The sequence below is a fragment of the Lysinibacillus sp. NPDC094177 genome (assembly GCF_050279145.1).
Lineage (GTDB): Bacteria > Bacillota > Bacilli > Bacillales_A > Planococcaceae > Lysinibacillus.
Genome location: NZ_JBNNTW010000015.1, coordinates 65,822 through 89,321 on the forward strand (window position 1 = coordinate 65,822; position 23,500 = coordinate 89,321).

Consider the following 23,500-nt stretch of genomic DNA (forward strand, 5'->3'; position numbering starts at 1 on the left):
CGTCAATGTCGTGGATAGATCAGGATGGTCCCGCCTATGCGACGGAATAAACGGCCGGAACGACGGATAGAAGAACTCATGCGACGGAATGAAGAGCCGAAGTGATGGATAGAACAGCCAAAATCGTGGATAGAACAGGATGGTCCCGCCTATGCGACGGAATAAAGGGCCAAAATGACGGATTGAAATTCACAACATTCAAAAGGAATTCCTCACATATTTTATTTTTCAACATAATGAAAACAGCGGCAAAAACATTTTGCCGCTGTTCTTTGTTTATGCTGTTGGAATTCGAACGATTACCTTAAATAAATCTCCATCTACTTCTATACTCATACGAGCACCATGTAAATCTACAATGGATTGTGCAATGGCTAAGCCTAGCCCTGAGCCCTCTGTATGGCGTGAAGCATCCGCTCGCTTAAAGCGTTCAAATAACTCTTCGGCATTTTCGCTAATTTCATATTTTGCAACATTCTTCACCGTGAATTCAGCATCACCTTCTGCTGTACGTTTCAATGTTACATAAACACGTGTGCCTTCTAATGCATATTTCAATACATTAACGATTAAATTATCGATTAGTCTCCACCATTTTTGTCCATCCACATACGCGTAGATTGGCTCATGTGGTTTTGTCATGCGTAAATCTAAATGCGCCTGTGCTAAATCTTCCTCATGCTCCCCTACCGCCTGCCGTACAAGCTGGGTTAAATCAACTCGACTGCGATGAAGCTCCATATTACCACTCGCCATTTTAGATACTTCAAAAAGATCCTCAATCAGTAATTTTAGACGTTCTGATTTTTTATCAAGGATATGAATGTATTGTTTACGCTCTTCCTCAGTAATATCAGGATTTTTCAGTAAATCTGTATACGTAATAATGGATGTTAACGGTGTGCGTAAGTCATGACTAACATTCGTGATCAGCTCAGTTTTTAAACGCTCACTTTTTGCCTGTTCATGCATAGACGTACGTACGCCTTCTCTTAAACGATTAAGATTTTCGGCATGTCCCGCGAGTGGTGATTTGCCCTTTACTTTAACATCGCGATTTAAACGTCCTTCTGCCATGTCTTTTGTATCCTTCATAATTCGGTTTAAATAGCCCATTCTAGAAAGGAAGAGAATCATGGCTGGTATACCGATCATTGCGCAGATGCCCAAAACTAGAACGGGGAATCCGCCACCTCCTATCATTGAAGCAACAAGACTTCCACCACCAAAAAATGCTGCCCCAATCATGACAATAGCATGTAATCCAATGGAACGATTTATAAATAAATCTGTAATTGATCCTCCTAGAGACCATAAATAGCTAGCTTTTAAATTCTCCTCTAATTTCTGTGCTGTATTCACTCGCTCATACAACCAAATTAGCTGTACAAAAAATAGCATTGCAATAATGATTAAGGCGCCCATTTTAAACAACAGACTAATTAAGTAATGCACATAGTTAGATTGATAAGTGACAAACTCAATCGATTCAAAAGCAATTTCAGATGCTGCCAAATATATGAATGCATTTATTAATAATAATCCAATTGGGTAATCAATTTTCAGCTTTACAAGAGCCTCTTTTTCCTTTAAACCTTGTACCACTTGCAGTACTTCTTTACGCCCTTTCCATGCAAAAATAGCTGCCACGATACTCGTTAACCATATAAAATAGAAAATGTATTGATTACGTGTAAAATGGTCATATCCTCCCAAGATATCGACTGCTTGTGCTGATTTTTTTGAGATGGTTATGATACCCGTGTAATCAGAAGTTTCACTTAAATTTTCTGTATCAATGGTGATATCAGTTCGATAAAAAATGTCGTTTAAATTACCACTAATATTAGAAGTAGTTAACGGATGTTGCCCAGTATACTTTATTTTGAACGCACTACTATCCGAAACATCACCTGAACGATATGTTTTACCTGTTTCAGTGTTCGTTAATTCATAAGACCAGTAATTATTATTTTTCGCAAAACTCTTTGCTTCTTCTTTTGCTGTCTTTATATATTTATCAACGAGTTCTTTCTTTTGAGCTAGAATTTTTTTACGGACATGCTCATCATCCCCGAAATTTGAAGTAATATCTTTGAGTTTCTCATCTCGCTCTTTTTCAAGCTTTGTTTTTAAATCCGTTGCATTTACTTTAGCAGCTTCTTGAATGCGCTCTTCGTATTGGGCTTTAATATTATCTATCTGTTGCCCTAATGTTCCATAGCGATTACGATGTTCTTCAATTTCACTTTGTGTCACCACAATCTTACTTTTTAAATCCTCAGCTGTTGGTAAATTTAACACTAATGGCCCTAATTCTGATTGAAAATTATCAAGTTCATTCTGGAAATTTCCCGATTGAAAATAAGATTTACCAATATATTGGTAACCGACTTTAGAGAACGTAAATATACCGAAAATTACCCAGATTAAACATATAAGAGCGAGAAGAGATTTCCAATTTTTTAACATACTTTTAACTCCTCTCTAAAATATCCTATCGAGCAATTGTAGCATCCCCGAAGAGCGGGCAGTTACTATCTGATATGCATACACACCGAAATAAATTAGTCCAATAACCCCTGCTACAAACCCTGCAATTGTAACATACTTCTCTATTTTATTTTTCCATTTTATAGCCAACGCCCCACACCACCTTTAAATAGCGTGGATTTTTAGGATCTGCTTCGATTTTTTCACGTATTTTTCGAATATGTACAGCCACAATATTTTCTGCATTGTAAGCTTCCTCATTCCATACACGCTCATAAATCTCATTTATCGAAAATACACGCCCTGCATTTTTCATTAATAACTCCGTAATTTTATATTCGATTGGTGTTAATCGAACAGGCTCCCCTTCTAAATTGACTTCCTTTGCATCCTCATCTAATACAAGTCCGTCAATTTCCACCTTTGCTGCTCCATCATTGTACGTCCCAAGTTGTACATAACGTCGCAGCTGAGACTTCACTCGAGCCAACAACTCTAATGGATGAAAAGGTTTTGTCACGTAATCATCTGCACCTACAGACAAGCCATGAATTTTGTCGCCATCTTCCGCCTTTGCACTAAGCATAATGATGGGAATATTGCGCTCTTCTCTAATTTTAAACGTCGCTGTAATTCCATCCATTTTTGGCATCATAATATCTAAAATAATTAAATGTACTTCATTGTTTTCTAATTTTCCGAGTGCCTCTAAGCCGTCAGCAGCTTTAATGACATTGTAGCCTTCATTCTTTAAATAGATTTCAATACCATCACGAATATCTTGATCATCGTCTGTTACAAGAACTGTTAGTTTCGTCATGATATACACCTCACTCTCAATTAATAGTGTACCTTTCAAATCTTAAAAACCAGTTATTATAAATATGAAGAATTTCTTAAGGTTTGAATGAATCTTATCAACTTATATACAGGCATATATTTCAACATATATGTGCAAAGGAGAGACCTCTAGAAAGGGCTAGTCCAATCCCTCCCATATGGACAGCCCCTTCCCCATTAATAACGAATTGCCATTACAGTTGCTATTCCCCACACCTTTGTCGGCTGTGATTTCTATAGTACCCATTCTAAAGCACCAGATAAGACAGGTGCGCTACCAATTACAATGATTCCAATAGCTACACCTGTTAGACGAATTGATGAGAAAAAAAGACCTTGGAAAAATGCAATGCTCGTAACAGCTATACTTGTCCATTTCCATGGCAATTTCAAGACACATCATTTATTGCCCCTCGAACGTCACCACGCACTAACATTAATAATACAGATTTATCCAATATCAAACAATTACCATTTTCCTTTTTCTTTCATTTATTAACCCATAGTAGGCTTTCTATTAAAGGGAGGTTATAATAAAAACAACAAAAGGAGCGAAATTATGTATAAAACAATTGAAGAAACAGCCATCGAGCTTGGTATGCCCGAGGATCAAGTACTTCGCCTAGTTTACGAGGGCCGTATTCGTTCAGTATACGACGGGGACCAAATACTGATTAATAACGGGCAGTTCAGCACTTATTTTGAGCAATTAGATCGTATTAAAGAGGAAATTGAAATATGGCGGAATACACCTATTCCAGAGGATATTGATGTTAAAGATGAGGATTAAAAAATGCCTATCATTCAAACAATTAGAACATTGTTGAATGATAGGCATCTATTATATTGTTACGACAAATCCAGCTCGCTTACCGATAATTTCCGCATAATCCTCAACCATTACACTAGCTGTCGGATACATTCCTGCCCCAGGTCCAACTAGCGTTAATGTGCCAATATAATTTGTATCCAATGCCACAGCATTATTGACATCATCAACTGGATAAAGCGGATGTTCTTTATCAACTAACTGCGGCCCAACCTTCGCGACCACTTTACCATCTGCTAGCTTCTCAACCTCAGCTACGTGGCGATAACGCAAGCCGTTTTCACACGCTTCTTTTACTTGCTCTGTCGAAATACTATCAATGCCAACCACTTCGACGTCAGCCCAGTCTGGTTGTTCGCCAAATGCCAAATCACTTAAAATCATTAATTTTTTAAAGGCATCCTGACCAGAGATATCATTATATGGATCTGCCTCTGCATAGCCTAAATTTTGTGCCTCTTTTAAAGCCGTTTCGAACGACCAGCCCTGTGAGCGCATTTTCGTTAAAATATAGTTGGATGTCCCATTTAAAACACCCTGAATACGACTAACATCATTAACAAGCAAAATATTTTTCATCGTTTTAATAACTGGTACACCACCAGCAGTTGTAGCCTCGAAGCCAACAAAAACCCCGTTTGCTTTTGCAAGATCCTGTAGCTCCAACCCCCTCTTTGCGAACATTACTTTGTTAGCTGTGATGACATGACATTTATGTTCAACAGCGTGCTTTAAGTAAGTAAATGCTGGCTCCTCATTAACGATCGCCTCAAAAACAACCTGCATACCTGGTTCCGCTAAGACTTCATCCATACTAGTTGTCATTAAATGTGCTGTGCCTGGTACACGTTCACGGCTAGCATCTGTAACTAAAATTTTTGCTACTTCTAGCTCAATTCCTAATTTATTTTTAAGCTCTTCACGCTTTTCATTTAATATATGGTAAATTCCTTGACCTACCGTTCCAAATCCTAATATAGCTGCCTTTATAGTTGCCATTGTTGTTATTCCCTCCAACTTACATTCCGCAGTTTCATTATATTTATTTCGTCTCAGCTTAATTCGTACAGATTTTGAATTGTGCGCCGACTTTACAAAGCAGGTCAACTTGCCGTGTCTCTAACACTTCGTTTTCAATCAGATATTTAGTCATGTTGTTTCACTCTCGCTACAAAAATATTCTGAATAAAGATACAAAGTCTGCGAAACAAACAAATTCAAATAATTCAAAATTCAACTTAAAGAAAATTGTAACGTATATACATACATTGCACAAGAAAAATCTTTCTAGGATGGACATTTGTTTCCTCTAGAAGTGCAAAAGAAATCGTTTTCATCCCTTTTAATATATGATTTTTCACTTGATCTATAATAATTGAACAAATATTGACGATTCTTAATAAAAAAATATGGATCATCTATGGTTAATTTCCGTTTTGACTGAGGGCGTTCGATGATCCGCTTGAGCCAACAGGATGTTGGTCACGAAGGATGTGATGGTATTAGCCTTCGTTCCTCTATCGCTGAGCCCCAAGGAGTCGCCCAGTCAGAACGAAGATCAACTTATATATGGCATAAATTTTTAACAAATGTCATCCACAACTTTTGGTGATATACCAAAAATAAATGCCTTTCTTCTATTATATATGTATGTAAAGACATTCATAAAAATTGTTCTTTTAAAATATATTAATAAAAATTTTTTCTGTATATGTTCATCATCTAATTTAAAAAGCTCATTCCCTGTAGCAGCAGAGAATGAGCCCGATTATATGAGGGATAATTAGCTAGCTTTGGCTAGCAATTTATAACGATATTGAGTTAAAGCTTGTTGCACCAATCCTATTTCCTCTTGCGTAAAATTTGGTATTGCATACGTACGTTCAACTAATTGGAATGTACCGTATTTTAAGTAATACTCTGTCGCAGGTAGAGGAATATGATTTGCTCCATAGCTTTCATAAGCTTCGAAAACTTCTTTTACTGTATAACCTTCCTCTTTGGCATAAACGATTTCCTTAAACGTAGAATGTCCAAAGATCTCTTGCCATTTACGCTCAACTGACGCAAGTATGTTTTGAATGGACATGTTGTTCACAAATACATGACCTTCATTTAATTCATAAATAAGATAAGATGCTATGTTTTGCGCACTATAAACATTTCCCATTTAAAACACTCCTTATCATCAGTTTTTGTAGATAAGAGTAATTACTGGCTGAGCAACTACTCCTCTTTATATATTCAAAAGTGGGGGAGCACTTTTGAAAACTAAATTAGTCTATAAATTGGTTCTAGGTTGGTAGCCTTTCGAACACTTTTCTTAATCCCTAGTATAAAACAAGGATTTAAGTAAGTCAATAATACTTATAAAATTACTAGGTATTAATTTTAAACAATTTCCTTACTCTCACCAAATGAGGCGAGTGGATGATGCAGCAACGTTTTACGCATTACCAAATGAGGCCTATCGAATGGGAAAATACGTAAACGCTACAACATTAACCAATGTTTTTTATTTATTATGCTTCTACTTGTTGTTGTGAAGCTGTTACTTGTTCAATAGCTTGTTCTAAATCTGCAATAATGTCCTCTACTGCCTCTAGACCGATGGATAAGCGAATGAGCGATTCGGTTACGCCAGTTTGGATTAGCTCCTCAGCTGATAGTTGCTGATGTGTAGTAGATGCTGGATGAATAATTAACGATTTGGCATCCCCTACATTTGCTACGTGCGAGAATAATTTCACACTATCGATTAATTTACGTCCTGCTTCACGTCCACCTTTAATACCGAATGTAAGCACTGAACCGAAGCCATTTCTTAAATATTTTTTTGCTAAATCATGAGTAGGGAAATCTTCTAAGCCATTGTAATTTACATATTCCACAGATGGGTGGTTTCGTAAATATTCAGCCACTGCTAGTGCATTTTCATTATGTTTAGGAATACGCAAATGAAGCGTTTCTAAACCTTGTAATAAATTAAATGCTGCATCTGCACTTAATGTTGGTCCAAAGTCGCGTAGTAATTGTACACGCAGTTTTGTAGCAAATGCAGCTGCTGCTGTGTCAATACCATAACGCAAACCGTGATAAGAAGCATCTGGTTCGGTAAAGCCTGGGAAACGTCCACGAGTCCAATCAAACTTCCCTGCATCTACTACAACTCCACCTAAAGTTGTACCATGACCACCAATCCATTTTGTTGCGGAATGAACGACGATATCAGCACCGAAGTCAATTGGTGTAGAGCCATATGGCGAAGCAAATGTGCTATCAATAATTAATGGCAAGCCGTTTTCATGTGCTATATTTGCTACCTTTTCAATATCTAGTACCTTTAAACTTGGATTCCCGTAAATTTCAGCGAACACGGCCTTTGTTTTATCAGTAATAGCTGCTCGGAAATTTTCTGGATTTGTTTCGTCTACGAAAATCGTTTTAATACCGTAGTTTGGTAGTGTGTTGGCGAATAAATTATAAGTACCTCCGTATAAAGAGCTAGCTGCAACAATTTCATCCCCTGCACCTGCAAGATTTAAAATGGAAAATGCGATTGCTGCTGCACCAGATGAAAGTGCTACTGCTGCTGTACCGCCCTCTAATAAAGCAACGCGCTTTTCAAAAACATCTACAGTTGGGTTTGTAATGCGCGTGTAAATATTGCCAGCTTCCTCTAAGGCAAAAAGACGTTGCGCATGAGCAGTGTCTTTAAAAACGAATGCCGTTGAGCGATATACGGGTACTGTACGAGATCCTGTTACCGGGTCTGGCTCTTGCCCACCGTGTAACAGCAATGTTTCTGGTTTAAAATTTGTCATTGTATACCTCCAAATGGTTATTTTTTTACGATGGTACCGGAGATGAGGAGGATTTTTTCAGTAGAAAACAAAAACCCTCTTCAGCTAAGAAGAGGGTTGCGGTTGCAAGTTTTCCTCCCCTTATCTGCCAGATCCAAGTAAGAATCTGTAGGAATTAGCACCTTAGTAAGTTCGTCACTTACTGGTTGCCGGGCATCATAGGGCCTATCCCTCCGCCGCTCTTGATAAGAGTATGAGATTCAATTTCCATCGTTGTTACACAGTATAAAACATAGACTTTTTCTCTGTCAACACTAAAATTTTATTTTTTCCGAAACTTCTGTCTGCTTTTTTATGTAATACAAACGCATACACTATTTTAATATTTAATAGTTTATCACCAAAACGTGGGGTTGATTTCTGTTCCTACTGGGCGCTTTCCTAGGGGCGTCCAGCCTCCAATCAAATTATATAAATGGTATAGATTTAAACAAATTCCACCCATATCTTTTGGTGATGAACCTATTTATTTAGAAAGGAGGACTTCTATGATAAAGGCCGTTATCATTTTTCTTCTTGCTGGTTATTTTATTGGCTGTATTCATGGTTCTAAAGTTGCTCAATTTTTATCCGGGGTAGATCTAAAAAAGTCTGGTTTTGGCAATGCAGGTGCCTCTAATGCAACACTTTCCCTTGGATGGAAATACGGTATATTAGTTGCACTTATCGATATCGGTAAAGGCGTTGCAGCTATTATCGGTGCTCATGTCTATCTAGCAGATACAACACAATTAACAGAAGTACAAGTTTGGCTCTTTACCTATATCGTAGCTGCTGGTGTCATTCTAGGTCATAATTTCCCATTTTATATGGCCTTCAATGGTGGCAAAGGAACTGCTTCAATCATCGGGATATTACTTGCGGTTGATTGGAAAATTGGCTTATTTGCACTCATTTTATTTGTTATTTTATCTTTCGCTACGAACTATTTAATTGTTGGTGTACTTGAATTCTACCTTGTTTTTTGTACTGCCACATATTTATGGATTCCTGGAGTTGGCCCAACGATTATAGCCTTACTACTTTTTGGCATAGCGCTCATTTTGCATCTCGAAAATATTAAACGATTAATACAGGGAACTGAGCCTAAAGTAACCTCTGCATTTAAAAAGAAAAAATAATATCTTTTGGAAATTTTCGTCTGTTCTATGACCACATTTTTTCTCGTAATTGCCCGTTATCTCTATAAATTGAGAGTATTTCATATGTAAATTTTCTTTACAATAAATAAACAAATTACTTTCTTAATAAAGCATTTTACTAGCCGATGTTATAGGAAATAATATCCACATTTATAGAAAGGATGAAAAAGTATGTCTACTTCTGAACAAGCAAAACCGAAACGTAATTTGAAGCCGCTCTGGATTGGATTAGCCTTCGCTTCACTAATCATCATTATTTTTTTACCTAATAACGGCGATTTACCTGAAGCTGGACAACGGGCTTTAGCTATCTTAGCTTTCGCAGTCATTCTTTGGGTTACAGAAGCTGTCTCCTATCCCGTTAGCTCGGCCATGATTATTGCCCTCGTTACAATTTTACTAGGGTTGGCTCCGTCAATGGAAGATCCAGCAAGAGAGCTAGGAACATCGGATGCACTAAAATTAGCATTAAGTGGATTTAGTAATTCTGCAGTTGCACTAGTAGCCGCAGCTCTTTTCCTAGCGGCAGCCATGCAAATTACGAATTTACATAAACGTCTTGCACTATGGATACTTTCACTAGTAGGGACAAAAACGAAAGCCATTGTATTCGGTGCTATTTTAGTATCTATTGCACTCGCATTCTTTGTCCCTTCTGCTACTGCACGTGCAGGCGCAGTTGTCCCAATACTACTCGGAATGGTAGCAGCATTTGGGTTACCACGTGATAGTCGACTTGCTGCTTTACTTGTCATTACCTCTGTGCAAGCTGTCTCCATTTGGAATATCGGTATTAAAACGGCAGCAGCTCAAAATATGGTCGCTTTAAATTTTATTAAAGAACAATTTGGTGTTGATATTTCTTGGGGTTCTTGGTTACTTTACGCTGCCCCCTTCTCAATCATCATGTCAGTAGCTCTATTTTTCATTATGATTACACTAATTAAGCCTGAAACAAGTAATATTGAAGGCGGTAGAGAAGTAATCAAAAAACAGCTTGCGGAACTTGGTCCATTAAAAGCTCCAGAAATTCGTTTAATCATAACATCGGTAGTTTTATTATTTTTCTGGGCTACTGAGGGCAAACTTCACCCATTCGATACAACAACCGTCACAATCGTTGCAATTGCTATTTTATTAATGCCAAAAATCGGAGTCTATTCGTGGAAGCAAGTTGAACCGCATATTCCTTGGGGGACAATTATTGTCTTTGCAGTAGGAATTATGCTAGGAACGGTTTTACTTAATACTAAAGGTGCATCGTGGTTATCTGATAAAGTATTCGGTTCACTCGGTTTAGATTCTATGCCAATTCTTGCAACAATCGCGCTTGTTACTTTATTTAATATTCTTATTCATTTAGGTTTTGCAAGTGCAACAAGCCTAGCATCTGCGCTTGTACCAGTATTTATCGTTTTAGCCTCAACATTAACGACTAATGTTGATCAGGTTGGTTTCGTTATCGTGCAACAATTCGTTATTAGCTTTGGCTTCCTCTTACCTATTAGTGCACCACAAAATATGCTTGCCTATGGTACAGGAGCCTTTACAACAAAGGATTTCTTAAAATCCGGTATTCCATTAACGATTATTGGATACATCCTAGTCCTTCTATTCTCCGCAACGTATTGGAAATGGATTGGATTATTGTAAGAAGAAGCTAGGGTTTTCTTTGGATAGCTGAGCAGTTCAGTTCAAGGTGTTACCCGATTACTTCGTAGAGCTCCTAAGCATTCGAGATTACATTATTAACAATTAAAAGCCTTGAAGGAACAAATCAACTGACCTTCAAGGCTTTTACAACTTTATTATTTCGATAAAGCAGGGTTCTTCATCGTACCATTTTTTGCGTAATTCACATGCCATGATAGCGCTTTTTCTAGATTGTGAGGCGTATGGTGTCCACCTGTTGCTTCATTGGCATCGTTAAAATACTTCCATAATTGCTCACGATATTCCGGATGTGCACAGTTATCGATAATGAGCCCAACCCGTTCTTTTGGAGCAAGCCCACGTAAGTCTGCTACTCCCTGCTCTGTTACAATTACGTCTACATCATGCTCTGTATGGTCTACATGCGATACCATTGGAACTATACTAGAAATATTTCCGCCTTTCGCATAAGATTTTGTGACGAAAATACCTAATCGCGCATTACGTGCAAAGTCTCCAGAACCGCCGATTCCATTCATCATTTTTGTGCCAGAAACATGCGTAGAATTCACATTCCCGTAAATATCTACTTCAAGCGCTGTATTAACAGAAATTAGTCCGAGTCGGCGAATAATTTCTGGTTGGTTAGAAATTTCCTGTGGACGTAATACTAGTTTATCTGCATATTTTTCAAAATTACCATAAACTCTGTTTCCAACTTCCTCGGAAAGAGTAATAGAAGTTGCAGATGCAAAGTTTACCTTTCCTGCATCAATTAATTCGAATACCGCGTCTTGCAGTACTTCTGAATATACTTCTAAGTTCTCAAACTCAGAATCTTTAAAACCTAATAAAACGGCATTTGCTACTGAGCCTACACCTGATTGAATTGGTCTTAAGCTTGTTGTTAAACGCCCTACTTTAATTTCTTCACGTAAGAAATTTAATAAATGATTAGCCATAATATCTGTTTCTTCATCCGCAGGAACGATCGTTGATGGTGCATCTAAAATATCTGAAATGACAATACCTTTTACTTTATCTAAATCTAGTGGTATACCAGGTGTGCCCAGCCGATCGGATACATCTTGTAATGGAATTGGATCCCGTTCTCCCTGTGGTCCTGGTACGAAAATATCATGCACACCTTCTAATGCATCAAGCTGAGCTACGTTCAACTCAATGATTACTTGGTCTGCCTCTTGCACAAAAATCGGAGAGTTACCAACTGAAGTTGTAGGAATTAGTAAGCCGTCTTCTGTTATAGCAGCCGCTTCAATAATCGCAAAATCAATAGGACCAATAATACCTTGACGTACTAGTTCCGCATTATGTGATAGATGCGCATCAACGAATGTGATTTCACCACTGTTGATTTTGTTACGAATACCGGCATCTGCTTGGAAAGGTCCACGTTTACGAATAACGCCAGCTTCAGCTAAGTATTGGTCAACTTCTGGGCCAAGTGATGCACCTGTATATACATCTACTTGGAAGTTCTCTTTTTTAGCTTTCTCCACTAGTGCGAGAGGTACCACTTTAACATCACCCGCACGTGTAAACCCGCTCATCCCAAGTACCATACCATCCTTAATCCAAGATGCTGCTTCTTCTGCTGTTACAACCTTGCTCCGTAGCTGTTCATTACGTAGCTTTTTCGCCAACTTTTCTGCCATCCCTTATTCCTCCATCCCACTTTATTTTATTCAACTAGATTACTTGGTTCAATCATTCTGGTATAGTCATCCAATTATTAAAAATCCAACCAAATAAACCGTCGCATACACAATTTTAAACTATTTAGAATTTTTAATCTATAACTAACGAAATAATTTGTTTTACGAGAAATTTTATGCATTTGTAAATTATTCAAATATAATTTCAACATCTAAAAAGTTCGATTTTGAAGAAGAAGCGTGATATGCTCTTGATATATATAAAGGGGAAAGGGAGATTTTATAGATGGTTAAAGAATTATTACGTAACCACTCTTCGGTTCGTATTTACGATGGAAATCCGATTTCAAAGGAAATTATTGAAGAATTAATTGCTACTGCACAAATGGCTGCTACATCCCATTTTGTACAAGCTTATAGTGTTATTTGGGTAACCGATGATGAGAAAAAAGAAAAATTAGGGTTGCTCTCTGGTAATCCTCGTCAATACGAAACTTCTGGCGGTGCCTTTGTCTTCTGTGTAGATTTTAAACGCCTTCAATCTGCAGGTAAATTAGAAGGTGTGGACATTGTGGCTGATTCGGCAGAAAACGTACTTGTTGGAGTAGCTGATGTTTCATTATTCGCTCAAAACTTTGTCGTTGCAGCAGAATCTATGGGATATGGAATTTGTTATATTGGTGGAGTGCGTAATAAACTTGAAGAAATAAGCGAATTATTCAATCTTCCTGACTATGTTTTCCCACTATTCGGTTTAACAATTGGAGTTCCTGCTCGTCGCAATGAAGTAAAACCTCGTTTACCAGTAGCAGCAGTATTACATGAAAATGAATACAATACAGAAAAATACGAGGAGCTTTTACCAGCTTACAACGACACAATGGAAGCATACTATAATAATCGTTCATCCAATCGAAAAATTGATAACTGGACAAAGCAAATGGCTGATTTTTTAATTGAACAACGCCGTCCTCATATCAAAGAATTTTTAGCAAAAAAGGGTTTTAATTGGAAATAACTTTATCAACAAGCCGTGTGGGGTTACTATCGTATTATAGTAACTCCACTTTTTTCATATTCTACATACGCCCCTATTCAACACCTAGTATTTTTGTCTTGAGTGATATGTTAAAATTGGGCATAAATTAAACGAAAAGACTCTTTCCTTTTCAAAGAATTCCATTGATACTAATAGATGACCATTATGTGGAAAGAGGTTATGTAAAAATGTCCTATGTCAATAAACACCTTGCTAATACATTAGAACAACAACATAAGCGAAGTGTAAAAGGTTTATTTTTAAAAATTCAAGACTTAAATAATGATTGTACATTATTAAGAAAACGACTTGAACCAAATATCGACTTAGCTCTTTATAAGAATGCTATTGATTATGTCAATCAATTCGTTTCCCATACTAGCATCCTTAACCTGAAATTCGTTACAAATACGCAAAATCTAGAAGTCGTTGTGTTACATGCACTTTTATTAGGACGTATCTTAGAAAACGAAGACTCCCCTTCTTATGAGCATGAACATAAATTACTTCAAGGGTACATCCATGAAATATTTGCGTTAAACGATCATGCAAAGATACTATATATTAATCACCAGGAAAAAATGCTTCACTATATGGAGTCTCAACCAACATAAAAAAGACGATCTTCGTAGCATTTTGCAACAAGATCGTCCTTTTTCTTTTATTGTAATCCTTTAATAATCATTGATCGAACTGGTAAGAACTGCTCCCCTGTATCACCATAAGTGAGAATTACATCATCACCTTGTTGTAAATAAATTGCAAGCGGTTCTGTTTCTGAGCTTATCAAATAGTTTTTCCCGTTATTTAGTAAAAATGATACGACTGTAAAGTCACCGAGACGTTCCTTGTATACGCGAAGCACCTTTCCACTTACATTTTTCTCTTCTGCATGTGAGCTTCCTTCGACTGTAGTCCCACCGCGACTTAAGGCTGTTTTATATAATTTTAATGCCTCTTTAGGAGTTGTTGCATAAACGGAAATTTCAGGATTTGCCGCAGATACGATGAAATAGTTTTGTAAGAAACCATTTGAGTCAAGCACCGCAGTTAGCCAGCTAGCCTCACCGTAAAAGTTATACAGTACTGGCATTTCTCCAGACCATTTCTTCTCTATAAATTTCTTTTCAATAATTTGTAAGTTACCTTGCGAATCCATATAAGAAGCGTCTTGATTTCCAGTATAATAGGTTGCTTGACCTGTTCGGGCATTTGTTAAGGAATAGCCAAGCATTGAATCAACACCCTCTTTAGGGCTCGTAAAGTCTGTGAAATAATACATATCGCCCTTCTCGTCAAAAATTGGGCTAACATTTGCCTCTGTTCCCTCATCAGAAGGAAGTTTTACGTCTTTTTTACCAAACTTACTGTTCCAAAATCCGTGTACATAATTACCGAAATAACTATTTTGTAAGCTTACTGTCTCTGGAGAAACCGCTCCATCAATAAATTCTGGGACATCTCCCAGCTTAATAACTTCTGATTTCCCTGTCAGCGCGTCTACAAGCACGATCCCTTTTACATCGAAGCCATTACGTGCTGAAATAAATTCACCATATGAACGGATATAGTATGGTTTACCATCATCATCTATTTCAAGTTGTACATCTCCACAAAAAACAAGGAATGGATGTTGTAAACGTATATGACGCTCTAAATTTGAATTTAAATAAGCTGACGGAACATATTTCATTTCCTGCTTAACAAACTTAGGATTGTCCGCTGAATCTGTTGCACTCATTATAAAGTAACCAGGAGTTGACCCGCCGTTCATCCATTTAAAGAAACCAGAGAACTCAACCGGTGCTATATAAACATACTCACCCTTCACTTTTTGAATTTGTAAGCGCCCTAGTTCATAATAACTTGTATTCGGTACTTGTCCGAACGCTTTTTTCATCTTATTGCGCGCAAATTTAGGAGGAACACTAGCTGGTGTTTGTGTTTCATCGAATGGCTTTATTTCAACCTCTTCCTTCATTTCAGCTGATTTGAATTTTTCGTTAGCATTCCATAAAGGAGCTGATATTACATACACCGCAAGACCTAGACTTGCTAAAAATAAAACACCCTTTATTTTTCGTTCAACACCACTTGCAAGTAGCGCGCCACCTAATGTTAATAGAATAATAGCAGGCCAAAAAGCAAGCCAGTTGACATCCATTTTTGTCACATATACTGTTATACCAGTAGCTAAAAATCCTAGTACAAATACACCTATAAAGAAGTATCCTATTACCTTTTTAGAACCGCCTTCTTGTTTCTTAGTTATCAGCGGTGTTAATATAACACTCGCGATTAGTCCAATGACTGCTGAAGCTATTAATAGCTTGGTCATTTCGTTCACCCTCTCTTACCTTACTGTCCACTTATTTACGGCTACATACTAAAAAAGTTTCATACATAAGATGAGTGAGTACCACCCTATGCATTTCCTTTACAAAAGAATAAAGGAAATTCTAACATAGATAAAGAATTTCAAAGAAAAGGAGATGAGAAATTGTCTAAAAAAATTTTAATAGCGTTTATTATTTTGTTTGGTCTTTACTATATTTTTTTCTTTTCCCATATTGCAGAAAGCTTAAAACTTGTCTTTAAAGTCATTCCAATGCTTTTAATCATTATCTTAGCTGCTACACAGAAAAACTTAGGTATTAAAAAGTATCAGCTACTGATTGTCATCGGACTTGTATTTTGTATGGTCGGTGATTATACGCTACAGTGGTTTCTAATTGGACTCACAAGCTTCTTAATCGGGCATATTTTTTATATCCTCGCCTTCTTTTCTACTAATGAACGACAAGTACCTACTTGGGCGAAGATTGTATTACTCGTTTATGGGGCAAGTATGGCTGTGTGGATTGTAGGTACAGTGTTTTCATCAGGAGAAGTCGTGCTTGGTATCGCAGTAATTGCCTATATTTCAGTCATTTTAACGATGGGTTGGTCTTCGATTCGAACTGGTTCCACTTTTGCAACGATTGGAGCTCTGCTATTTATCGCATCGGATTCCTATTTATCTATTAATAAGTTTGTTATGCCCTTACCATTTTCACATGAGGTTATTATGTTGACATATTACAGTGCCCAAATACTTATTGCTTTAAGCATCCTTCAATATTCCGAAATCCGAAGTAAAGTGTTACAATAATATCAATTATGCCTCGGCATAATTGTGTCCGGAATCGGCTTTGTGCTTAGGCCTGCGTGATGCAGGTCAGTTAGCCGTTATCGCATGGATGCGATGATTTTAGGCTAACATCCTATGTGAACTCTTTTCCGATTCTGTGACATCCGCCGGAGGCTTTAACTTCTTTCAGTGGGTGTTTGCGCACCCGCTGAAAGAAGTTAACATATACATTAGGAGGCCATACTTATGAAAGAACAAGTAATCGAGCGTTTAATTCGTTATGCAAAAATTGATACACAATCTGATTTCACAAGCGAAACAACTCCTTCAACACAAAAACAATTTGACTTATTGCATGTATTAAAAGATGAACTTGCTGCAATAGGTTTAACTGACATTTCATTAGATGAAAATGGCTATTTATTTGCAACACTGGAAGCAAATACAGATAAAAAAGTGCCTACTATTGGTTTTTTAGCACATGTGGACACTACAACAGATTTTACTGGCACAAACGTTAATCCACAGCGCATTGACAACTATGATGGCGGAGCTATCCAGCTTAATGAAAATCTAGCGATGTCGCCAACAGATTTTCCCGAGCTAAAAAATTATGTAGGTCAAACGTTAATTACAACGGATGGTACTACATTATTAGGTGCTGACGATAAAGCTGGTATTGCAGAAATTATGACTGCTATGGAATACCTAATAAATAATCCTTCCATTAAGCATGGCAAATTACGTGTAGCATTTACACCTGATGAAGAAATTGGTCGCGGTCCTCATAAATTTGATGTAGCTGCCTTTGGAGCCGACTATGCTTATACGATGGATGGCGGACCACTTGGCGAGCTACAATACGAAAGCTTTAATGCTGCAGGTGTAAAAGTTGTGACAAAAGGTACGAGTGTACACCCTGGCTCTGCAAAAAATAAAATGGTTAATGCTATCACAATGGCGATCGCCTTCCAAAATGAAATGCCTACTAATGAAGTACCAGAAAAAACAGATGGCTATGAAGGCTTTATTCACTTAATGGGCTTTAACGGGGCGATCGAGCATACTGAACTTTCTTATATCGTCCGTGACCATGACCGTCAAAAATTCGAAGCGAAAAAACAATTAATGCTTGATGCTGCGGAAAAAATTAAAGCTCAATATGGCGAGGATACTTTAAGCATTACAATGGAAGATCAATACTATAATATGGGCGAAAAAATTGAGCCTGTTAAAGAAATCGTTGACATTGCACGCACAGCAATGGAAAAGTTGGATATTACACCAATTACATTACCAATCCGTGGCGGTACTGATGGTTCACAGCTTTCTTACATGGGCTTACCAACACCAAACATTTTTGCAGGTGGCGAAAATATGCACGGTAAATTCGAATATGTATCTGGAGAAACGATGGAGAAAGCTACACAAGTTATTATTGAAATCGTACAGCTCTTTGAACAACAAGGAAAATAGAGTATAATCTTCTTTAGTTACGAAGAGGGGTTTGCCCCTTCTTCGTAATTTTTTCGAAAGTAATGACTGAATTTTCAAATTACATAAAAAGTTTTGAGGTGACTTTAATGAAAGAAATTGCATTAGGCATTTTAGCCTCGCTTTTTTTTGCAGTTACATTTATCTTGAATCATGCAATGGAAATGCAAGGAGGTAGCTGGCTATGGAGTGCATCCCTGCGTTATTTCTTCATGCTACCGTTTTTACTTGTGATTGTTTTCTATCGAAAAGGCTTTTCCCAACTATCAGGTGAAATGAAAGCACAGCCAGTAGCTTGGCTGCTTTGGAGCTTTATTGGGTTCGTATTGTTCTATGCACCACTGACATTTGCAGCAGCATTCGGTCCAGGCTGGCTTGTTTCCGGAACTTGGCAATTTACAATTATCGCCGGTGTATTACTAGCTCCCCTATTTGTTTCAGTAGTAGCCGGGAAAACAGTACGTCAAAAAATACCGCTTATTTCATTACTAATTTCATGTGTCATTTTAGTCGGCATTTTACTTATCCAAATACCACAGGCACAATCTGTTCCATTTAAAAGTTTGATGCTTGGCATTTTACCTGTTGTCATAGCTGCATTTGCCTACCCTCTTGGTAATCGCAAAATGATGGAAATCTGTGGCGGACGTATCGATACATATCAACGAGTTCTCGGCATGACCATCGCCTCGATGCCTGCATGGATTATTCTAGCTATTTATGCATTAGCAACGGTCGGGCTCCCTTCCATCAACCAAGTGATGCAATCGTTACTTGTAGGTATAAGCTCTGGTGTCATCGCCACAACTTTATTTTTCATTGCAACTGACCGTGTTCGCGATCATCAAGGCAAGCTTGCAGCGGTTGAAGCAACACAATCAACTGAAATACTCTTCGTCATTATTGGTGAAGTATTGTTGCTCGGCATTGCATTCCCAGATCCAATTGCACTTGCGGGCTTAGGTGTCATCATTGTTGGCATGCTACTACATAGCTACTATACGATGATACTAGGGAAAAAAAGTGCTGTTCCTAGCAATCCTACGCAGTAATATTAAAGAAAAAATGTACATTACTAAATTTACTTTTAGTAGTGTACATTTTTTATTCTAGAGAGCACTATAATTTATAAATCATTGTTTTAGAAGTGCCTACTACTTCATAATCTTGAAAGCCAAGTTTGTTATAAATATTAATGGCCGAACTATTTTCAAGGTCTACACTAAGTGAAATGGTATTGTATCCTTCATCCTGGGCCTGTTGAATTATATTACGCATCAGTAAAGTTCCCAGCCCTAGTCCTCTTACGTCTTTTGAAACAGCAATTCCTATTTCGGGAGTATTGCAATCAATATAACCATAGCTTTTATTATTTTCATCAAACAATCTGTACCAGACTGCACCAACAGTTTGATTTTCTGTGTCAAAGGCAATCAGAACTTTATCTCCATTCCTCCCCCAACCTTCATGATATTTTCTTATGTGAGGGGAGTTTAGCAAAACCTCTTTCGATGGTTTATTGTCAGGAATAATTACAGATTCATATAACATTTCTTGAAAGAACTCAAACTCTTTTATGTTACCTTCGAAATTTCTAATATAAAACATAAGATAATCACTCCTTCAATATTGTTACTTCTAGATTCTAGCCTTATTACTATATGAATTTAAGAATATCATATATTAAATTGTAATTTTCGGTAAATTGATCAAAAGTTATATTTTTTTAATGTACGCTAAGTTAGAAGTTGATTGGAGTGGAGATTGGGCGACTCCTTGGGGTTCAGCAATAGAGGAACGAAGGCTAAAACCATCACGTCCAGTGATAACGCCTTCGTGACCAACATCGTGTTGGCCAAGCGGCTCATCGGACGCCTCCAGGAAGCTCTGCTCTGTGCGAAAGCGAAGCGGCAGTGATGAAAAGCGCCCAGTCGGAACGGATATTACCCCCACGTATGGTGGGTTCATTTTTATAGGAATACTTTGAAGATTTATCGGAACATAATCTCATTTTATCGGAACAATTTTTGCTTTTATCGGAATCTTATCTCATTTTATCGGAACAATTGCAGTTTCTATCAAAAAAAGACGACTCCACCACAATGGAGTGAGCCGTTAGATTAAAAGAACCGTTAAAATCAAACAGGTGAGAAAAAACAATTCTTTTTCCTCACCTGTTTTTCTATTATTAAGATTTTCATCTTTCAATAAAAAAAATAAAGGATTTGTTATTCATAAGACATTAGTATGCTGCTAGATCCATAGATATAACCGTAGCCTGGTGCAAAGAATTCACCATTAGAAGTTTCCACAACATTGGTAAATGTGCCTGTTGCTGGGTTTGTGAATGTGAAATGAATGGCACGAACAAACCCTTCATCTGTCATTCCACTCCCCACTCTAGTCACTTTCGAGCCTTCTGTAACTGGTTTTTCAAATATATATTTGATACCATCCTTTTCATAATTAAAGGTTTGTTCTGTTTCATGATAGTCAATGAACTTGTCATGCTGCGCTTCAAAACGATTATTAGCTGTTTTCTTATATACGCCATTCGCATACACTAGCTGCTGAAGCGTATCATTTGGCAAGAAAGACGTTGTAATGATCGGTGATTCGTTCGGCTTTATGGTAGCTAGGGCATTTTTCGGTACATAATACATTTCCCCATCTATCTCAATCCAAGCTGTCGCATTTTTTTCTGTCAATAACATTACTTCATCAAAACGCTTTAGCTCTTTTGTCTTTCTGCTACTTTTACCAATAACACCATATCGAATATAGCGTTTCTCTTGAGTTTGCACAGGTTGGAGTAATTTTACAGGAATATATGTAAAAATAAAGTCTTCCCCCCATGTTCCGAGCTCTTGCACTCTAAGGTATCCATTTATTTCAATTCCTAACGATTGAAAAACGGTACCTTTTGAATACTTCCCTCCCGCTTTTCCTCCAGCAATTGGACCTCTTAAATGTCGTGTATCAGCTGTTAGCTTATAGAGTCTTTCATCTCTTTTTATTGTTTCGGCAATGCGAATATCTGTGGCATCAATATAGCCCCCTTTAGATTTTCCATCAGTTGGGTGCGTAATATCATAATATAGATTTTCACCAATAGAAATATCATAACTAGTGCCGCCATCTACATATCCTTCCAAGTAATGTGTTCCATAGTTTAAGGAGGAGGCTCGACCATTGATGTTGATATAGCCAGGATTATCATAAAGAGAAGCGCGGATGTTCAGAGGTACTTTCTTAAAAACAACTAAATCCGTTGCTTGTACGCGGTAACCCGAACTCATCCAATAAAACGTTTTATTGTCATACTTTTCAATATCATACACTCGGAAATAGTTATTGCGTTTGACTGTCATCGAGCTATACGTACCGTTTGCATTTTCCTTATACACTTTTACATCTTTTGTAAAAGTCATTTTACCTGTTTGTCCCTTGACAACTTGCGCCCCGTCCCACTGTGTTTCCGCAGCTTTAGATGATGATGGGCTTGTAAAAAAGGCTAAAGTGATGAGCAAAGTGATAATATATTTCTTCATTTTATTCCCCTCCACTTATTTCTAATTAAATTCCCAATTTCCATCATACCATACCAAGACTGTTACTTATTTACTTATTCTGCTATCTAAAGACAATCAAAAAAGAGCGTCATATCCATTTAGGCTAAGTCGCTCTGAGATTTTAGGAGCATTATCATGAACTAGCAAACTTCTAGAAAAACTTTATAGATATTTAGCTTCCAATAGTAATCATATCTTTGGCAATGATTAGGCTTTAACTAGAATTATTTTTAGATGTCCCTACTACTTCATAATCCTTAAAGCCTAGTTTTTGATAAATATTAATTGCTGAACTATTTTCAATATCTATACTAAGCAGCGTCACAGATAAGACCCTGCTGAATACTTTGAAGATTTATCGGAACAATTGCAGTTTCTATCAAAAAAAGACGACTCAATCACAATGGAGTGAGTCGTCTAGAGATTTTTACGTTCCCAAAAAATGAGGGGGGTTTTAGGAGCGTTATCATGAACTAGCAAACTTCTGGAGAAAAGTAGCTAAAGTTCATCCTCTCTACACTGTATTGTAAAAGAGGAGTATTCTTTATGCGATAATGATAATCATTATCAATTATAAAGTCAACATTAATCTGAAAATTTTTTAAGTTTTTTTAATGACTACTCTTCAGTGAGCGATGATATTGCCATTGCTTTAGCTGAAAATGTAGAAAACAACCCATACAAAAGCCTGCAATTGCTAGCGACGAAGCTCATCTACCATTCCTGTAAAGACATAGCATGCGGCTGCAACATTTAAAAACCTACCTTTCAGATATGTTTAATGTATTTTACTATATTGCATTCCATTTGTGAAGCAAAAATGATTAATTTATAATAAAAGTAACAGATGATTGAAAGAAAAGGTGATCACAATGCCAGCATTAACGATGGATCAAGTTCGACAATTGAATTCCTATAGCATTTATACGACAGAACCAAAGCGGACATTATTTACATTAGCCGATATACATAAAGACTTTTACCATCCTGACTTTTTAAACCTTATGATGGGAATAACAGACGCAGCAACGGAAACAGCCGCTATTTCTCATTTTGCACGCCGCTACGGTATGTTTTTCGCTATGCAACTTTACATGCTTGCTGCCTATGACGAAGTGTGGGACGGTAAACCAATCGAACTTCGCTTTGATGCAGCAAAAGAATTCGACAGTTTTACAGTCGCAATGTTTGTTAACCCAAATGATTGGCGTTATGTTGACGAGGATGAACGTCAGGCAGTTATTGAGAAGATCCTATATGATGGGCATGTTATTGTTCAACAGCTTCGTAAAGTAACATCTATTTCCCCTCTTACTATTTGGGAGAATTTCTTTGGATATCTACTTTGGCATTATCATGTATTGCTTTCTAATCCTGGTCTAGCAGATCAAGCAATGGAAGATATAGAAGCTTTAGAAGATCCTAAAACGTGGGCTCGTTTCTCCAACAAATCGTGGTGGGCACAATATACAGGAGGTCAAAGCCCCACTAATTTAGTAAGCGTCCCAGTACGAAAATCATGTTGTTTTTCTAAAGACATACCTGGCTTAATGGCTTGTGGCTTTTGCCCAATGAAATAAAAATCTCCTTAACAAAAAAAAGCCTTATCTCTCACATTGAGTGAAAGGTAAGGCTTTGCTTGTTAAAATATAAATTAATGTGTATCAAGCCGGAGCTTTCGCACAGTTAAAACATTTGTTGCTGTCGCTTCGCTTTCGCACAGTTAAAACATTTGTTGCTGCCGCTGCGTTGCACTGCGCTTTCGCACA

Annotated in this window: 19 protein-coding genes and 1 riboswitch; of the genes, 9 read left to right on the forward strand and 10 right to left on the reverse strand. The window is 37.4% G+C overall.

Going from position 1 to position 23,500, the window contains the following annotated elements:
* Positions 1 to 276: 276 nt before the first annotated feature.
* The 3 genes from ACQKNC_RS19255 to ACQKNC_RS19265 all read right to left on the reverse strand — a co-directional run bounded on the left by ACQKNC_RS19255 (position 277) and on the right by ACQKNC_RS19265 (position 3,726).
* Positions 277 to 2,472: a histidine kinase dimerization/phospho-acceptor domain-containing protein gene (locus ACQKNC_RS19255; protein WP_427426360.1), complete on the reverse strand. Its 2,196-nt coding sequence runs from the start codon at positions 2,470 to 2,472 to the stop codon at positions 277 to 279.
* Between the two features lie 148 nt (positions 2,473 to 2,620).
* Positions 2,621 to 3,313, reverse strand: coding sequence for a response regulator transcription factor (locus tag ACQKNC_RS19260; RefSeq protein ID WP_427426361.1), 693 nt, complete (start codon positions 3,311 to 3,313; stop codon positions 2,621 to 2,623).
* 254 nt (positions 3,314 to 3,567) lie between these two features.
* Positions 3,568 to 3,726, reverse strand: coding sequence for a hypothetical protein (locus ACQKNC_RS19265; protein WP_427426362.1), 159 nt, complete (start codon positions 3,724 to 3,726; stop codon positions 3,568 to 3,570).
* 166 nt (positions 3,727 to 3,892) lie between these two features.
* Here ACQKNC_RS19265 and ACQKNC_RS19270 point away from each other — a divergent pair, with 166 nt between their 5' ends.
* The gene (locus tag ACQKNC_RS19270; protein ID WP_427426363.1) at positions 3,893 to 4,123 is read left to right on the forward strand and encodes a DNA-binding protein; all 231 of its coding nucleotides are present in this window, start codon (positions 3,893 to 3,895) and stop codon (positions 4,121 to 4,123) included.
* A 51-nt stretch (positions 4,124 to 4,174) separates the two neighbouring features.
* On the opposite strand, the gene ACQKNC_RS19275 is transcribed toward ACQKNC_RS19270, so the two are convergent.
* From ACQKNC_RS19275 to ACQKNC_RS19285, 3 genes are all read right to left on the reverse strand, one after another.
* On the reverse strand, positions 4,175 to 5,161 hold the full coding sequence (locus ACQKNC_RS19275; RefSeq protein WP_427426364.1) for a homoserine dehydrogenase: 987 nt from the start codon (positions 5,159 to 5,161) through the stop codon (positions 4,175 to 4,177).
* Positions 5,162 to 5,945: 784 nt separating this feature from the next.
* The gene (locus tag ACQKNC_RS19280; protein WP_427426365.1) at positions 5,946 to 6,332 is read right to left on the reverse strand and encodes a hypothetical protein; all 387 of its coding nucleotides are present in this window, start codon (positions 6,330 to 6,332) and stop codon (positions 5,946 to 5,948) included.
* A gap of 352 nt (positions 6,333 to 6,684) precedes the next feature.
* Entirely contained in the window at positions 6,685 to 7,986 is a 1,302-nt protein-coding gene (locus tag ACQKNC_RS19285; RefSeq protein WP_427426366.1) for an O-acetylhomoserine aminocarboxypropyltransferase/cysteine synthase family protein, read from the reverse strand.
* A 117-nt stretch (positions 7,987 to 8,103) separates the two neighbouring features.
* Positions 8,104 to 8,217, reverse strand: a riboswitch (SAM riboswitch).
* Between the two features lie 296 nt (positions 8,218 to 8,513).
* Between ACQKNC_RS19285 and ACQKNC_RS19290 the strand changes: the two genes are divergently transcribed.
* Together ACQKNC_RS19290 and ACQKNC_RS19295 are read left to right on the forward strand one after the other, a co-directional pair.
* Positions 8,514 to 9,146, forward strand: a complete 633-nt coding sequence (locus ACQKNC_RS19290) for a glycerol-3-phosphate acyltransferase (RefSeq protein ID WP_427426367.1) — start codon at positions 8,514 to 8,516, stop codon at positions 9,144 to 9,146.
* Positions 9,147 to 9,338: 192 nt separating this feature from the next.
* Positions 9,339 to 10,820 carry a DASS family sodium-coupled anion symporter gene (locus ACQKNC_RS19295; protein WP_427426368.1) on the forward strand — a complete coding sequence of 494 codons (1,482 nt, stop codon included), beginning with the start codon at positions 9,339 to 9,341 and terminating at the stop codon, positions 10,818 to 10,820.
* A 155-nt stretch (positions 10,821 to 10,975) separates the two neighbouring features.
* Here the strand turns inward: ACQKNC_RS19295 and ACQKNC_RS19300 are convergent, their stop codons facing one another.
* Complete coding sequence (locus ACQKNC_RS19300; protein ID WP_427426369.1) at positions 10,976 to 12,496, reverse strand: acetyl-CoA hydrolase/transferase family protein; 1,521 nt, start codon at positions 12,494 to 12,496, stop codon at positions 10,976 to 10,978.
* Positions 12,497 to 12,782: 286 nt separating this feature from the next.
* Here ACQKNC_RS19300 and chrR point away from each other — a divergent pair, with 286 nt between their 5' ends.
* Together chrR and ACQKNC_RS19310 are read left to right on the forward strand one after the other, a co-directional pair.
* Positions 12,783 to 13,514: a class II chromate reductase ChrR gene (gene chrR / locus ACQKNC_RS19305; RefSeq protein ID WP_427426370.1), complete on the forward strand. Its 732-nt coding sequence runs from the start codon at positions 12,783 to 12,785 to the stop codon at positions 13,512 to 13,514.
* Between the two features lie 188 nt (positions 13,515 to 13,702).
* The gene (locus ACQKNC_RS19310; RefSeq protein ID WP_427426371.1) at positions 13,703 to 14,149 is read left to right on the forward strand and encodes a hypothetical protein; all 447 of its coding nucleotides are present in this window, start codon (positions 13,703 to 13,705) and stop codon (positions 14,147 to 14,149) included.
* 47 nt (positions 14,150 to 14,196) lie between these two features.
* On the opposite strand, the gene ACQKNC_RS19315 is transcribed toward ACQKNC_RS19310, so the two are convergent.
* The gene (locus ACQKNC_RS19315) at positions 14,197 to 15,873 is read right to left on the reverse strand and encodes a hypothetical protein (RefSeq protein ID WP_427426372.1); all 1,677 of its coding nucleotides are present in this window, start codon (positions 15,871 to 15,873) and stop codon (positions 14,197 to 14,199) included.
* A gap of 162 nt (positions 15,874 to 16,035) precedes the next feature.
* Here ACQKNC_RS19315 and ACQKNC_RS19320 point away from each other — a divergent pair, with 162 nt between their 5' ends.
* The 3 genes from ACQKNC_RS19320 (at position 16,036) to ACQKNC_RS19330 (ending at position 19,211) form a co-directional block, all read left to right on the forward strand.
* On the forward strand, positions 16,036 to 16,686 hold the full coding sequence (locus ACQKNC_RS19320) for a lysoplasmalogenase (protein ID WP_427426373.1): 651 nt from the start codon (positions 16,036 to 16,038) through the stop codon (positions 16,684 to 16,686).
* Between the two features lie 225 nt (positions 16,687 to 16,911).
* Positions 16,912 to 18,141 carry a peptidase T gene (gene pepT, locus ACQKNC_RS19325; RefSeq protein ID WP_427426374.1) on the forward strand — a complete coding sequence of 410 codons (1,230 nt, stop codon included), beginning with the start codon at positions 16,912 to 16,914 and terminating at the stop codon, positions 18,139 to 18,141.
* Between the two features lie 107 nt (positions 18,142 to 18,248).
* On the forward strand, positions 18,249 to 19,211 hold the full coding sequence (locus ACQKNC_RS19330) for a DMT family transporter (RefSeq protein WP_427426375.1): 963 nt from the start codon (positions 18,249 to 18,251) through the stop codon (positions 19,209 to 19,211).
* A gap of 67 nt (positions 19,212 to 19,278) precedes the next feature.
* Here ACQKNC_RS19330 and ACQKNC_RS19335 read toward each other — a convergent pair whose 3' ends face one another.
* Positions 19,279 to 19,767, reverse strand: a complete 489-nt coding sequence (locus tag ACQKNC_RS19335; protein WP_427426376.1) for a GNAT family N-acetyltransferase — start codon at positions 19,765 to 19,767, stop codon at positions 19,279 to 19,281.
* A gap of 620 nt (positions 19,768 to 20,387) precedes the next feature.
* Positions 20,388 to 21,710 (reverse strand): hypothetical protein, encoded by a 1,323-nt coding sequence (locus ACQKNC_RS19340; protein WP_427426377.1) that lies wholly within the window; start codon positions 21,708 to 21,710, stop codon positions 20,388 to 20,390.
* 893 nt (positions 21,711 to 22,603) lie between these two features.
* On the opposite strand from ACQKNC_RS19340, the gene ACQKNC_RS19345 reads away from it, so the two are divergent.
* Complete coding sequence (locus tag ACQKNC_RS19345; protein ID WP_427426378.1) at positions 22,604 to 23,311, forward strand: Fe-S oxidoreductase; 708 nt, start codon at positions 22,604 to 22,606, stop codon at positions 23,309 to 23,311.
* The last annotated feature ends 189 nt before the right edge of the window (positions 23,312 to 23,500 follow it).